15 protein-coding genes are annotated in these 13,664 nt (G+C 42.9%); 9 read left to right on the top strand and 6 right to left on the bottom strand.

What is annotated here, in order from left to right:
- Positions 1–214: 214 nt before the first annotated feature.
- The 3 genes from ribA to JMY09_RS01005 all read left to right on the top strand — a co-directional run bounded on the left by ribA (position 215) and on the right by JMY09_RS01005 (position 2,871).
- Entirely contained in the window at positions 215–970 is a 756-nt protein-coding gene (ribA, locus tag JMY09_RS01015; protein ID WP_201621724.1) for a GTP cyclohydrolase II, read from the top strand.
- Positions 971–1,160: 190 nt separating this feature from the next.
- On the top strand, positions 1,161–2,165 hold the full coding sequence (gene hemF, locus JMY09_RS01010) for an oxygen-dependent coproporphyrinogen oxidase (protein ID WP_201621723.1): 1,005 nt from the start codon (positions 1,161–1,163) through the stop codon (positions 2,163–2,165).
- A 232-nt stretch (positions 2,166–2,397) separates the two neighbouring features.
- On the top strand, positions 2,398–2,871 hold the full coding sequence (locus JMY09_RS01005; protein WP_201621722.1) for a c-type cytochrome: 474 nt from the start codon (positions 2,398–2,400) through the stop codon (positions 2,869–2,871).
- 227 nt (positions 2,872–3,098) lie between these two features.
- Here the strand turns inward: JMY09_RS01005 and JMY09_RS01000 are convergent, their stop codons facing one another.
- The 3 genes from JMY09_RS01000 to JMY09_RS00990 all read right to left on the bottom strand — a co-directional run bounded on the left by JMY09_RS01000 (position 3,099) and on the right by JMY09_RS00990 (position 5,530).
- Positions 3,099–4,031 (bottom strand): mechanosensitive ion channel family protein, encoded by a 933-nt coding sequence (locus JMY09_RS01000; protein ID WP_201621721.1) that lies wholly within the window; start codon positions 4,029–4,031, stop codon positions 3,099–3,101.
- Between the two features lie 122 nt (positions 4,032–4,153).
- The gene (gene gloA / locus JMY09_RS00995; RefSeq protein WP_227677109.1) at positions 4,154–4,633 is read right to left on the bottom strand and encodes a lactoylglutathione lyase; all 480 of its coding nucleotides are present in this window, start codon (positions 4,631–4,633) and stop codon (positions 4,154–4,156) included.
- A gap of 261 nt (positions 4,634–4,894) precedes the next feature.
- On the bottom strand, positions 4,895–5,530 hold the full coding sequence (locus JMY09_RS00990) for a carbonic anhydrase (protein WP_201621719.1): 636 nt from the start codon (positions 5,528–5,530) through the stop codon (positions 4,895–4,897).
- 539 nt (positions 5,531–6,069) lie between these two features.
- Between JMY09_RS00990 and potA the strand changes: the two genes are divergently transcribed.
- The 4 genes from potA to JMY09_RS00970 all read left to right on the top strand — a co-directional run bounded on the left by potA (position 6,070) and on the right by JMY09_RS00970 (position 9,983).
- Positions 6,070–7,332 (top strand): spermidine/putrescine ABC transporter ATP-binding protein PotA, encoded by a 1,263-nt coding sequence (gene potA, locus JMY09_RS00985; RefSeq protein ID WP_201621718.1) that lies wholly within the window; start codon positions 6,070–6,072, stop codon positions 7,330–7,332.
- Positions 7,332–8,219: a spermidine/putrescine ABC transporter permease PotB gene (gene potB, locus JMY09_RS00980; protein WP_201621717.1), complete on the top strand. Its 888-nt coding sequence runs from the start codon at positions 7,332–7,334 to the stop codon at positions 8,217–8,219. The genes potA and potB overlap by 1 nt, the downstream gene beginning before the upstream one ends.
- Positions 8,219–9,019, top strand: a complete 801-nt coding sequence (gene potC, locus JMY09_RS00975) for a spermidine/putrescine ABC transporter permease PotC (protein WP_227677091.1) — start codon at positions 8,219–8,221, stop codon at positions 9,017–9,019. The genes potB and potC overlap by 1 nt, the downstream gene beginning before the upstream one ends.
- A 73-nt stretch (positions 9,020–9,092) precedes the next feature.
- Entirely contained in the window at positions 9,093–9,983 is an 891-nt protein-coding gene (locus JMY09_RS00970) for a LysR family transcriptional regulator (protein WP_201621716.1), read from the top strand.
- 14 nt (positions 9,984–9,997) lie between these two features.
- On the opposite strand, the gene crcB is transcribed toward JMY09_RS00970, so the two are convergent.
- The 3 genes from crcB to JMY09_RS00955 form a co-directional block, all read right to left on the bottom strand.
- The gene (crcB, locus tag JMY09_RS00965; RefSeq protein WP_201621715.1) at positions 9,998–10,369 is read right to left on the bottom strand and encodes a fluoride efflux transporter CrcB; all 372 of its coding nucleotides are present in this window, start codon (positions 10,367–10,369) and stop codon (positions 9,998–10,000) included.
- A gap of 111 nt (positions 10,370–10,480) precedes the next feature.
- The gene (gene tsaD, locus JMY09_RS00960; RefSeq protein WP_201621714.1) at positions 10,481–11,530 is read right to left on the bottom strand and encodes a tRNA (adenosine(37)-N6)-threonylcarbamoyltransferase complex transferase subunit TsaD; all 1,050 of its coding nucleotides are present in this window, start codon (positions 11,528–11,530) and stop codon (positions 10,481–10,483) included.
- Positions 11,531–11,912: 382 nt separating this feature from the next.
- A complete protein-coding gene (locus JMY09_RS00955) occupies positions 11,913–12,482 on the bottom strand; it encodes a c-type cytochrome (protein WP_201621713.1) in 570 nt (189 codons plus the stop codon).
- 303 nt (positions 12,483–12,785) lie between these two features.
- Between JMY09_RS00955 and rpsU the strand changes: the two genes are divergently transcribed.
- Both rpsU and JMY09_RS00945 read left to right on the top strand, forming a co-directional pair.
- Positions 12,786–13,001 (top strand): 30S ribosomal protein S21, encoded by a 216-nt coding sequence (gene rpsU, locus JMY09_RS00950; RefSeq protein ID WP_201571244.1) that lies wholly within the window; start codon positions 12,786–12,788, stop codon positions 12,999–13,001.
- Between the two features lie 175 nt (positions 13,002–13,176).
- On the top strand, positions 13,177–13,626 hold the full coding sequence (locus JMY09_RS00945) for a GatB/YqeY domain-containing protein (RefSeq protein WP_201621712.1): 450 nt from the start codon (positions 13,177–13,179) through the stop codon (positions 13,624–13,626).
- The last annotated feature ends 38 nt before the right edge of the window (positions 13,627–13,664 follow it).

The following is a 13,664-nucleotide window of genomic DNA, read 5'->3' as shown; positions in this document are numbered from 1 at the left end:
TACTCTGTGAATTTTATGTGTTTTATTGCTAGTGAAGTGACTAGTAAAGCTAACGTAGACTAGTATTCTGGGTATTGATGCCAATATAGCTAGCACTCATCGTTGTTATTTATCGGTTACTAATAGCTCACCTACTAACAAGGTCGCCATCAGCCCAATAATCATAACACTCATACTTTGTACCGTTTACATCATCGGCCTATGCAGGACAGTAATGTCATATCATTTTATTACCAGTGCTAAATTACCTACTCGTCATGGCGAGTTCGATATCCACATGTTTGAAAACGGTGATGGTCAAGAGCATGTAATGCTCACAGTTGGCCTGCCTGTTGACGAGCAAGATACCTTGCGTAGTGCCATTAGCAGTAACCAAGTGGCTGCTATTACTGCTACTGACCGCTCAGCTGAAAGCACTAATAACAAGTCAACTGACAAAGTTTTGCCCAGTGTAAATGCGGCTAGTAATAACGGTGGTCAGCAGCTTGATGAGCATCATAAAACAGTGCCTTTAGTACGTATTCACTCTGAATGTCTAACCGGCGATGCCTTTAGCTCGCTTAAATGTGATTGTGGGGCGCAACTAAATACTGCCATGCAGGCCATTCAAGCGGAAGGCTGTGGCGCTATCTTATATTTGCGTCAAGAAGGTCGCGGAATTGGCTTGACCAATAAGATCCGAGCCTATGCTCTGCAAGATCAAGGTCATGATACTTTGGATGCCAATCTTATGCTAGGCTTTCCAGCCGATGCTCGCACTTATGATATGTGTGGCGCTATGCTGGCTCATGTAGCCGTTGACAAGGTTCGACTAATTACTAACAATCCAGACAAAATCGCTTATCTAACTGAGCATGATATCGAAGTGGTTGAGCGCGTGCCTCTAGTAGTAGGGGTCAATGCTATGAATGCTGATTATTTGGCCACTAAACGTGATCGCATGGGCCATTTACTAGACCCAGAAATTTAGAACACTGCTGGTACTTTAATAATAAAAAATAGCGCTTTAAAGCCTTTGACCATTAAGACCTTAGTTTCTCAATGCTTAATACTAGAGCGATCATTAGTTAGAGCGTTTTGTGAATTGACGATTGCTGAGTTCTAAGTTGCCACTGCTGAGTTCTAAGTCCTAAACCTTCATTATAATAATAGAGATCTTTATGACTATTCCTAAATTAAATCCTACACCACTTGCCCGCACAGACACTTCAGAATCTGAGGGCGGCGTAACGGCAGCTGACCTACTACGAGTTCGTGAATTTTTAGTAGGACTACAAGCCAAAATTTGTCAGACCCTAGAAGCGCAAGAAAGCGCTGACGGCGGTACAGCTACTTTTGTGGCCGATGATTGGGAGCGTCCTGAAGGTGGCGGTGGTCGATCTTGTATTTTAGCTGATGGCAAGGTAATCGAAAAAGCTGGGGTGATGTTTAGCCATATTCATGTCAGCAACTTGCCAGCCTCAGCAACTGCTCGTCATCCTGATATTGCCGGACGTAAAGCGCAAGCACTGGGCGTGTCTTTGGTAGTACATCCCAAGAATCCTAACGTCCCTACTAGCCATGCTAACGTGCGTCTATTCGTCGCCGAAGCCGCTGGTAAAGAGCCTATTTGGTGGTTCGGTGGCGGTTTTGACTTGACGCCTTTTTATCCAGTATTGGCAGATTGTGTGCATTGGCATCAAGTCTGTCATGACTTGTGTGTGCCTTTTGGTGACAATATCTACTCGGACTTTAAACAATGGTGTGATGAGTATTTCCATTTACGTCATCGTGATGAGCAGCGCGGTGTTGGCGGTCTGTTCTACGATGATGTCAATACTGAAAGTCGTGGCTGGGACTTTGATACTTGTTTTCAACTTATGCAAGCAGTTGGTCAGGGCTACCTCGACGGTATTATTCCCATCTTTGAGCAGCGCAAAGATCTGCCTTATACTGACGAGCAGCGCGAATTTCAGCTTTATCGTCGTGGTCGCTACGTTGAATATAATCTAGTCTATGACCGTGGAACTTTGTTCGGCTTACAGAGTAATGGCCGCATTGAATCAATCTTAGTTAGCATGCCACCGCTTGCCAGTTGGCACTACCGCTTCGAGCCTGTAGCTGGCACGCCAGAGTTTGAATTGACTGACTTCTACTTAAAACCTCGGGATTGGTTGACTTTATAGTCTTTATTGGCATAATAACTCTGATAAGCAGATAAATGTCTTACGTTATAAAATTAGATTTGCTAGTAAACGTTTAGCATATCCGAAGGTCAGCTCCTGTAGCTGACCTTAACTTTATAAGAGATACTTTATTTATAGCTAGTCTAACGTAGCCACTTGTTTTTGCATAAGCACTTTAAGGTCAGTATGATTTAATACGCTTATCACAAGCCACGTATAAAGGAGTTTTACTATGTCAAAATTTTATAACCTTACCTCATTAAAATCTATCACTAGCGTCACTTTGATGACTTTGGCACTAGGCTTAAGCGCCTGTAGCGGCCCTACCAATCCTGATGTAAAAGCCCGTCAAGATATCATGAAGAACTACGGTGATACCATGAAATCAATAGGTGGGATGGTAAAAGAGCCTGATACTTTTGATGCGGTAACTTTAAAAGAGCAAGCCTCATTTTTAGCGGAAGAATCTAAGAGCCCTTGGGTTCATTTTGAAGATAAAGCAGCCATTGGTAATGCTAAAGAAGCAGTTTGGACTGATATGGCCGACTTCAAAGCCAAAGCGGAAGATTTTCAGCAGGCTAGTGCTGAGTTGAATGTTGTGGCACAAACAGCAACTTCTGCTGACGATATAAAGATGGCTGTTGGTGCGGTCGGTAAAAGCTGTAAATCATGCCATGATGATTACCAAGTAGATAAAGACGACTAATACTATTAATTTAATAGATCAGTAGAATTATGAAGCCGCTCTATCCTCGATAGTGGCGGTTTTTTTGTGCTCAAACCTTAGCTACCATAACGAATTTGACCAGCGAATAGACCATAGATCGGCCAGCAATTACTCAAATTAGTCACTACAGCTAGCAGCGGTTTATGCAAACTACTTAGCAGGCCCAGTTGCTTACTAAACCCAGTTACTAAATCCAATTGCTAAACCTAGCTATCCTTATCCTGTTGCTGCTTTATTTGCTTGGCTATGGCTGATACTGAAGGATCACTTAAATCTAAAGTACGTACTGGGAATGGCATATCTATACCGGCGCTATCCAGCGCTTTTTTGACTTCGATCAGGACTTGATCAATAGAAGCCACTTTGTTGGCTTGGGTACCATCTTCAATGAACCAGCGCACGATCAAATCAACCGTTGAATCTCCCAAATTAGTAGCGATAACGCTTGGTGCAGCTAAGGTTGAAACCGTGTTTGCTCTAGTTAACGCTTGGATAATCTGTGCTTTGGCCTGTTCAATATCATCAGCATAACCGATGCCCACAGCTAGCTGTAAGCGGCGCTGTTTATAAGCGGTGTTGACCGTCAAAGCCGAGGTATAAAGGTCTGAGTTAGGGATTACTACTTGTCGACCATCATAGGTACGAATCGTAGTAGCACGGATTTTGATATCTTCAACGGTACCTTCAAAACTACCGGAGACGATTTGATCGCCGATACGAAATGGCTCTGATAACAATAACAAAATACCCGATAGCAAGTTTTGGAAAATATCTTTAAAAGCAAAGCCGATAGCTACTGAACCGATACCCAAAGCACCAATTAATTTAGCAGGAGTAAAACCGGGAATAGCAACTACCATAGCTATCATAAAACCAATAAAAAATATCAGCGCCGCGCCTACTCGCTGAAAGACTTTGATTAAGTTTTGATGGTTACGCTGTTTGCCTAATAGTTTAATCACAACCTTTTTAAAAACTTTGGATAGCAACCAAAAAATCAGCATGACTATTATTGCTGCTACTAGATAAGGAACACGCTCTATAAAGCTTATTAATAGCTCATTAGCAGTGCCAGTGATAGTTTGGTAAGTCAGAGCTTCCGTAGGAGCCGCTGCAACGTCAGTATCAGAGGTAGGCATAGAATCATTATTCCTGTCTTTTTTATGGTGTTTATCGCTAGGCTATTGAAACTATCAAGCACAAAACTATATTACTTAACCATTATAGAGTTCGATAAGCAAAACTAACGGCGATTAAAGCACTAGCCCATCAAGTCGGCCTGCACAATCTCAATCCAATAACCATCAACATCTTTAATAAAAGCGATGTTTTTCATACTACCTTGTTCTGGACGTTTTTTAAAATCAACCTTGTTATCATCAAACCAAGCAACCGCAGCTTCTAAATCGGGCACAGTAAAGCAAATATGACCAAAGCCTTGTGGCTCTTCGTTGCCATCATGATAGCTAAAGTCCTGCTGAGTTTCAGTGCCATAATTATGCGTCAATTCCAAGATACCACGCTGACGGAAGGCATAGATAGCCAAATCATCACCCGCTGGTAGATTGTCACGCTCCTCATCAGTCAACTTAGCCAAAAAGTATAAATCAAAGCCCATTTCGGGGAACTTTTTGATAGCTAATAAGCTCATACCTAAAATTCCAGTATAAAAACTCAAAGACTTAATGGGATCTTTGACTCTTAGCATAGTGTGATTAAAGGTAAAGCCACTAGTCACCATAGCGATAGGCTGCACCCCCGGCACTTGGATACTAGTCGCAGGTTGAGAGATATGATTGCTGCTGTCATTGCTCTTGGCATTAGTGTTATTAGCATTGATGTTATTAGTATTAGGATTAGTGTCATTAGACATAATTGTTCTCACTTTTTAAAATAATGTTATTAGCACAGATATTACTGCTATCGATAATGTTATAGCAAAAAACAACCAAAGTGCCTTTATCAGCGACTTCGCTATCTTCTGCTAGTCGAGAGTACTTTATTAGCTGTCTAAAAAGCGTACTTTGCCAGTGTCAATATTGTATTCTGCGCCAACGATTAACAGCTGGCCGGTACTTGATAAATCTTCTAAAGCTCGTGAGCCGTGTTTGAGCTGACTCACTGACATGCGTACATTGGCGCGTATAGAGCGATTTATAAGCTCTTCGGCATCCACATCTTGCCCATTAGCAGTGGCCAGTTCATGTAAGTTATAGACACTTGGACGGATACGATCAACGATAGACTGTAAATTTGGTGAATAGTTTTTCTCAGGATTAATTAGGGTATCTACACAAGCGCTTACCGCTCCACAATTTGAATGACCTAGTACAACTACTAATTTAGTATCGAACTTTTCAGCAGCGAACTCAATAGACCCGATTTGTGACGGTGCTACTATATTACCGGCTACTCGGATCACAAATAAATCACCTAAACCTTGATCGAAGACAATTTCTACGGGCACCCTAGCATCCGAGCAGCCTAAAATAATAGCTAGTGGATCTTGATCTCTGACTAATTCTGGACGACGCTGCATCGATGGATCACTAGTTAAACTATCCACATAGCGCCTATTGCCCTCTTTAAGCAATGCAAGCGCTTCCGTTCCTGTTTTTGGGCGATTAGCATTAGGCATTAGCAATCCTTGATTATAAATGGGTTATATTATTCATTAGTATCAAAATTATTGTATAGCAATAAAAGTAAAATAATAATAAAAAATTTAATATTAGCAGCTGTCGCTTAGTCATTGACCAATACAGATGGCTGTCATCAAAGCATCAAATAGCCCTCATATTATGTCAGCCCTCAGTTTATTAGCTGTTTCTAAACCGTTATGTCAGCCCTCAGTTTATTAGCTGTTTTCAAACCGTATGGGCTTTTATGTTAGCCAGACCTATCAGCACAGCTACAGTCATTAGCATTCAATGAAATCTTAGGCAGTCAGTCAACTAAACGGTAACGCCATAGTTTAGGCGCAATAAAGTATAGCCTGCGTAACTTGCAGCAACTTATAGGGAAGGTTTGTTATAATACGCAACAATTACATTGAGCTTATGCCTAATGCCAAGCTTTACTATTAGGTCTCGACGTTAAGCGTTTATATTAAGCATATTACCTAACTGCTCTCTCACTACAGACACCTTCTATTTTGGTCTCTTAGGAATCTCGATCATGACTGACTCAGACGTAAACCCTCAAGCATCTGCTGCTACTGATACCCTACTAAAAATAACTGGGCTAAAAAAGTCCTATGATAAAACCGAAGTATTAATAGATATCAATCTGGATATTAAACAAGGTGAGTTCCTAACTTTATTAGGCCCATCGGGCTGTGGTAAGACGACTTTGCTACGCCTTATTGCCGGCTTTGAGCAACCGACAGCCGGAAATATTCAGTTAGATGGGGTACAAATGGCTGGGCTATCTGCTGATAAACGTCCGGTCAATACCGTATTTCAACAATACGCTCTATTCCCTCATATGACCGTAGCGCAAAACGTTGCTTATGGGCTAAAGCTTAAAAAAGTACCGAAGGATGAGATTCAAACTCAAGTGCGCGATATGTTGGCAATGGTGCAGCTAGAAGCTTTGGCCAATCGTCGTCCGCAAGACTTGTCTGGTGGTCAGCAGCAGCGGGTGGCTATTGCTCGTGCGGTGATCAACCGTCCCAAGTTACTCCTTCTAGACGAGCCACTCTCAGCGCTTGATTATAAGCTACGCTTGCAGATGCAATCAGAGCTCAAACGTCTGCAACGTGAGCTAGGTATCACCTTTGTATTCGTCACTCACGATCAAGAAGAAGCGCTGTCGATGTCCGATCGTATTGCAGTGATGAAAGATGGCAAGTTCCAGCAGATTGGCACTCCTATTGAGATCTATGAAACTCCAGCGAATCTATTTACTGCCAAATTCATCGGTGAAACCAATCTATTTAAGGCTGAAGTAAAGAACGTCTATCCGCAACAGCCAGATCGTGATGGACTCGTTACTAACGGCCGTATCGAAGTCGAAGTCTGCGAGGCGCAAGCACAAGCAACACCGGCTACTTTGCGTAATCTACGCCGTCCTAACTTTGTTAGTGATGTAAAGGTTGGTGATATCGTTAATTTACTACTGCGTCCAGAGGACTTACGTATTTATGAAGCCAATGACAGCTCTCACTCTGGATTGCTAGGTCGAGTAATTGAGAGTAACTACAAAGGCAGTACTCTAGACTCTATTATTGAGTTGGATAATGGCCATATTATAAAAGCCTCAGAGTTCTTTGATGAAGATGACCCTAGCTTTGATTACAAAATGAATGAGCCGGTGAAAGTCACTTGGGTCGACGGTTGGGAATGGGTATTGCCTAATGACGGCTCTATCGATGATGAAGTCGTACCTAAAGCCATTTTCGATATGAGTAGCGCAACTGTGCATAAGGATTTGAGCTAATGGCAGGTAAAAGCGCTACTCATCTGAGCAATAAAAGTATATTTCGCACCACTACGTTATGGCTTATTTGGGGGTGGCTGCTGATCTTTGCGCTACTGCCAAATATATTGGTAATAGCAGTGAGCTTTTTGACTCGTGATACTAGCGACTTCATTAGCTTACCGGTCAGTATTGACAGCTATGTACGCATGGTTGATCCACTGTATTTTGAGGTGTTTGTCCACTCGCTGTGGATGGCAGGTATCACTACTCTTATTTGCTTACTGCTGGGCTACCCTTTTGCTTGGCTTGTCTCCAGAACTAAGGCACGCTGGCAACCCTTGCTGATGTTGCTATTAATATTGCCGTTTTGGACCAATTCATTAGTGCGAGTTTATGCGCTAAAGTTACTGCTGGCGACTAATGGCTTGCTCAACAAAGCGCTGTTGGCGATTGACATCATCGACACTCCTATCGATATGTTATATACCCAAGGATCAGTTATTGTTGGCCTGACTTATTTGCTATTTCCCTTTATGGTGTTGCCTTTATATGCAGTGTTTACTGACTTGCGTGATGACATGCTATTGGCCTCGCAAGATTTGGGTGCCTCAAGATCACAGACTTTTTGGCATGTCGTTCTACCCTTGACTACTCCTGGTATTATCTCTGGGGTGCTGCTGGTATTACTACCAGCCATGGGCATGTTCTATGTCGCTGATATCTTGGGCGGCTCACGTAATTTATTAGTCGGGAATGTGATAAAAAACCAATTCCTAGATGCACGAGATTGGCCATTTGGTGCGGCGGCTAGTGTGCTGTTAACTTTAGCTATGGCGGTATTATTACTGGCTTATCGAGCTAGTAGTCGCCGAATTGGCAAGACTGACTTTAATGAGGTGGCCTAATGTCTAATTCGCGCCCTATAAAAATGAACGGTAAGATCGGTAGTATCGCTGCTAAAGGCTATTTAGGACTGATCTACGCTTTGCTATATTTGCCTATCATTGTGCTAGTAGTGATGTCTTTTAACAAGTCAAAAACAGGCTATAACTGGGACGGTTTTAGCTTAAAGTGGTACGAATCTCTATTTAAAAATCAGGCAATGCTTGATTCGTTTTGGCACTCTATTATCTTAGGGTTAGTGGCTGCTACTGTATCAACTTTGATAGGGGTACTGACTGCTATGGCCTTGCATCGCTATAATTTTCGCGGTAAAGGGCTATTGAACGGCTTGTTATTCGTGTTGATGATGTCGCCTGAGATTGTACTGGCTATTTCTTTGTTGACCCTGTTTTTATTGATTGGCTTAGAGCTGGGCTTTGTGTCGCTGTTACTAGCGCACATTACCTTCTGTTTGCCCTTTGTAGTGATTACCGTATTCGCCCGTTTGAGTAGCTTAGATGAGAGCTTAATGGAGGCTGCACGTGACTTAGGGGCCAGCGAATCGACGATGATACGCACTGTGCTGATCCCAGTAATATTGCCAGCAGTGATGGCTGGTTGGCTGCTCGCTTTCACCTTATCGCTCGATGATGTAGTAGTATCGACCTTTGTCACTGGCCCTAGCTACGAGATTCTGCCGCTAAGGATTTATTCGATGGTACGTGTAGGGCTTAAACCTGAAGTCAATGCTATTGGTACCTTATTGCTAGCCGCCTCTATAGTATTAGTAGTGATCTCGCAGCTATTACTACGTCGACGTTAATAGAGGTTGCAAGGATTAGTTTAAATACTGGCTTAACAACTGATTTAAATAAATATAAAACTCAGGTCATCTTATGTTAGAGCTTCGCCATCTTAATACCTTAACCGCTTTGCGAGCACATGGTTCGCTAGCGGCTGCAGCTGATGAGCTACATGTGACAGCCTCTGCTGTCTCCCATCAGTTAAAGGAGCTGGAAAACTACTACGATATTAGCTTAGTTAATCGCCGTACTCGCCCCCTTACTTTTACCCCAGCGGGCAAAACGGTATTGGCCCTAGCTGATAGCATAATGCCACAAGTCTCTCGCACTAAAGCCAACCTTAAACGTTTAGCTCACGGTCAAGCAGGCAGACTACGTTTAGCATCGGAGTGCCATAGCTGCTTTGATTGGTTGATGCCGATACTTAATCGCTATCGCCGTGAGTGGTCTGACGTAGAGTTGGATTTCGCTACTGGCTTTGAGCCTGAGCCACATCATCTATTGATGGAAGGTGATATTGATCTATTGATTACTACTAGTAATTTGCCGATAGAAGGTCTGAGTTATCAGCCATTATTTGAGTATGAAAGTCGCTTAGTGCTATCGCCTTTACATGATTTAGCCGAGCGAGACTTTATACGTCCTGATGATCTAACCACTGAGACTCTGATTGCTTATCCAGTCGAAGTTAAGCGCTTAGATATCATCGCCAACTTTATGACCCCTGCACAAGTAAACTTCAACAATATTCGTACTACTGAGCTGACGGCAATGCTGATACAGCTGGTTGCTAGTGAACGTGGAGTAGCGGCCTTACCCGATTGGGTAGTAGCGGAATATGAGAAAAAAGGCTGGGTAGTTTCTCGTCCACTAGGTAATGGCGTCTATTGTCAGCTCTATGCTGCGACGCGCAGCTCCAGCCAAGATACCGCCTACATGCAAGGCTTTGCTGGCTTGTTAGAAGGGATTGTTAAGCCGTTATAGCTGTTGATTATTAATTATAAAATACTTTTAAATAAATAAAAGCCAATAGCAGTCGCCAATAAAGTCAGGCCTACGTGTAGGCCCACTAGACCAAGGCCGGGTAGCACACGCCCATCATTGAGTAAGGCAAAAACTTCAGCACTAAAAGTGCTAAAAGTTGTCAGACCACCGCAGAATCCAGTAATAATAAACAGTTTTGCATTAACGGGTACATTGCTGCCCATGCGCTCGAACCAGACTAATGCTAGCCCTATTAATAAGCCACCTAAGATATTAGCACTAAGAGTACCAAGCGGTATCCAACTGTGTAATGGATTAAAGCGCCCAAGCCATGCCCGTAGACAAGCGCCTATGGCAGCACCTAAACCGATAGCTAACCACTGCATAACCTATCCTTTTCCATAAAATTGTCAGCTTTTTACTATAAAACTTTAAGGTCATAAAATCTTAAATCGTTAAGGTGGTAAAGTTTTAAACTCTAAAAATTTAACAACCATCTATAAGGCTGGCAATTCAGTCATCGGCCAACGAGGTACACAGCTGACCGCTAAGTCATCGGCTTGTCCGGCCTGCAAACGCTGATAACCGGCATAAGCGATCATCGCCCCATTATCCGTACAGAGTGCCGGCGGTGCATAATGTACTGTGGCATTTATTTTGGCCAATTCAGTTTCTAAAGTAGTGCGCAGATGACTATTGGCACTGACCCCACCAGCAATTACTAAGCGACTCATATCAGCTTGCTTGAGCGCCTTGACGCATTTCTTCACTAAAGTATCGACTACTGCATGTTGGAAACTAGCCGCAATATCGGCACGTACTTGTGGATCACTAGCAGAGCCCATACCTGAGCCAGGCGTGTCTTTGATAAGGTTATGCACGGCGGTTTTCATCCCGCTAAAGGAGAAGTCTAAACCACGATGCAGCATAGGTCGAGGCAACGAATAAGCGTTGGCATCACCAGTCTCCGCAAGCTTGGCGATATTGGGGCCACCCGGATAAGCTAAGCCTAGCATCTTGGCTGCTTTATCAAAGCACTCCCCTGCCGCATCGTCGATAGACTCACCAAGTATCTCGTACTCGCCTACTCCTCGAGCGGCGATAAGCAAGGTATGACCACCAGATACTAGTAGCGAGACAAAAGGAAAATCTGGCGGATTAGCGCCCATTAAAGGCGCTAGTAAATGGCCTTCCATATGATGGATGCCAATCGATGGGATATCTAAGCCATAGGCCAAGCTACGGCCAAATAATGCCCCAGTCATTAAAGCCCCAATTAACCCCGGGCCCTTAGTATAAGCAATCGCATCAATCTCATCTTTACTGATCTTGCACTGCTCTAATAACTCATGAAATAGCGGTACTAACTTTCGTATATGATCCCGACTAGCCAGCTCCGGTACTACGCCACCATAGAGGGCGTGTAACTCTATTTGTGAGTACAGTACTTGTCCGAGTAAACCCTGATTGCCACTATTGATCTGCTCACTATCAAAAATAGCCAAACCAGTTTCATCACAAGAGGTCTCTAAACCTAATACTTTCATGCTATGGCCTTTATAGGGTTTTCACTGTTATTTATAGCTAAAGAGTGGCTGATTGTAGCCACAAAAAAACCGTCATCGCAGTTTACAATGACGGTTAGTTTAACAAATTTCAACAGCCTACAGCTGATATTAGCTAACTGCTTCTAACATATAATCAACACAGGCTTTGACTTGCACTTTAGTAACGCCATTCACAACTTGTGCGGGCATCTCATTAAAACCTTGAGCTGAATGCATATATAGCGTTTTTTTATCTTCGCTAATACTTGTGCTCCAAGCTACTTTGTCAGCATATTTTAGCGCAGTTAATAAACCATTAGCGCGGCAAACTTTGCAGTTCGATTGGTAGAGTTTAGCAGCAGCGTCAAGCGCTTAACTAGCCTTAACTCGCAGCAGCTACCATATAGTCTACGGCCGCATGGACTTGCTCTTCACTAACTTCTGCATTTACTTGCGCATTCATCTGATTGAAGCCTTTTGATGCGTGAGTGTATAAAGTCTCTTTACCTTTAGCAATACGGGGTGCCCAAGCTGCTGCATCACCATATTTTGGCGCATTAAGAACACCAGCGGCATGACAAGCCATGCATTGCTTATTATAAAGCTCTGCCCCAACATTGACCGCTAGATCTTCAGTAGGCTCAGCGGCTGGAGCTGCTGCGCCATCTGCTGCTACGGCCATATCACCAGCAGCAGGAGTGGCTTCGGCCGCAACTACAGGGGCAGGAGCAGTCGCTGGGAACTTCATATCTTCTGCTTTTGGCGCTAACTGGCGAGCAATATCAGCTGCTTGATCAACGCGATCCACTGCCAAGATCTCTTCTGACTCTGCTCCAGCTTCAGGCTCACTGCTACAAGCACTGATGCTAATACCTAACGCCAGCACTAGCGTAGTCAATAATGCAGTGCTTAATGGGTTTTTTGACCCTAATTTTGATACTGCTTTGCTCATCCCAACATCCTTAATAAAATTGACATAAAAGCGTGAATTTAGCTACCGTCAGCCTAAAATTATCATAGCATAAAGTAAGCATAAATCGTTATAGTCAGTAAGGAATTTATACTAGTTTTGTAGAATACATATATTAAAATCTTTGACTTTGCTCAGGTTTTTGATTAAAATAATCGGCCTTGTGCTATTGCGCAAGACTATCCTAGTTTGAGCTGATGTCTGCGATCTTGAGATATTGCGACTAAATATTACTATACAGCCAAACTAATGCCTTTATGTATCTCATCCCTATAAGGAGTCTTCATGCCTGCAGTTAAGGTTAAAGAAAACGAACCAGTTGATATCGCTATCCGCCGCTTTAAGCGTGCTTGCGAAAAAGCTGGTGTTTTATCAGACGTGCGTAAGCGTGAGTTTTATGAAAAACCAACGCAAGAGCGCAAGCGCAAGAAAGCCGCTGCTGTGAAGCGTTATAAGAAAAAAACACAACGTGATACTGTACGTACTACACGTATGTACTAATAGTTATTTAGGCTAATCACTGATTGGCCTATCAATAACTACAAGCGTTATACTAATGCCACTGTTATCTATCGATATCAGTGGCGTTTTTTATGCTACAATTTTTATCACTGAGTGGTATCAATAAGTTTTGATCTTACTTCACACGGTTAACTGATTAGGAATAATAATAGCTATGAGTCCACTTAAACAGCATTTAGCAGACACTATCGTCACTTCTATGAAAGCTCGCGAGATAGAGCGTGTAAAAGTTCTACGCAATGTGCATGCAGTAATCAAACAAATCGAGATTGATCGTCGTATCGAACTTGAAGATGCCGATGTGTTAGATGTGCTACAAAAGCAGCTTAAACAGCGTCAAGAATCTTTAGCTATCTTTACTGAAAATGATCGCAAAGATTTGGCAGTTAAAGAGCAGTTCGAGATTGATATTATTAATGAGTACATGCCTAAACAAATGGATGATAGTGAAATTGCCGCGCTAGTCAGCAGTGAAATCGCTGCGCAAGGTGCTACTTCTATGCGTGATATGGGCGCAGTGATGGGCGAACTAAAGAAAAAAACAGCAGGTCGGGCAGATCCTGGGTTAATTTCAAAGTTAGTAAGAGATGCTTTGCAAGGGTAACCGTTAACAGCTTGTATAAAGAGTGATAAAGCACTTTT

Source organism: Psychrobacter urativorans (genome assembly GCF_904846695.1).
GTDB lineage: Bacteria > Pseudomonadota > Gammaproteobacteria > Pseudomonadales > Moraxellaceae > Psychrobacter > Psychrobacter urativorans.
Note: the sequence above shows the minus strand (reverse complement) of the source record. Positions and strands in the feature narration are given on the sequence as shown.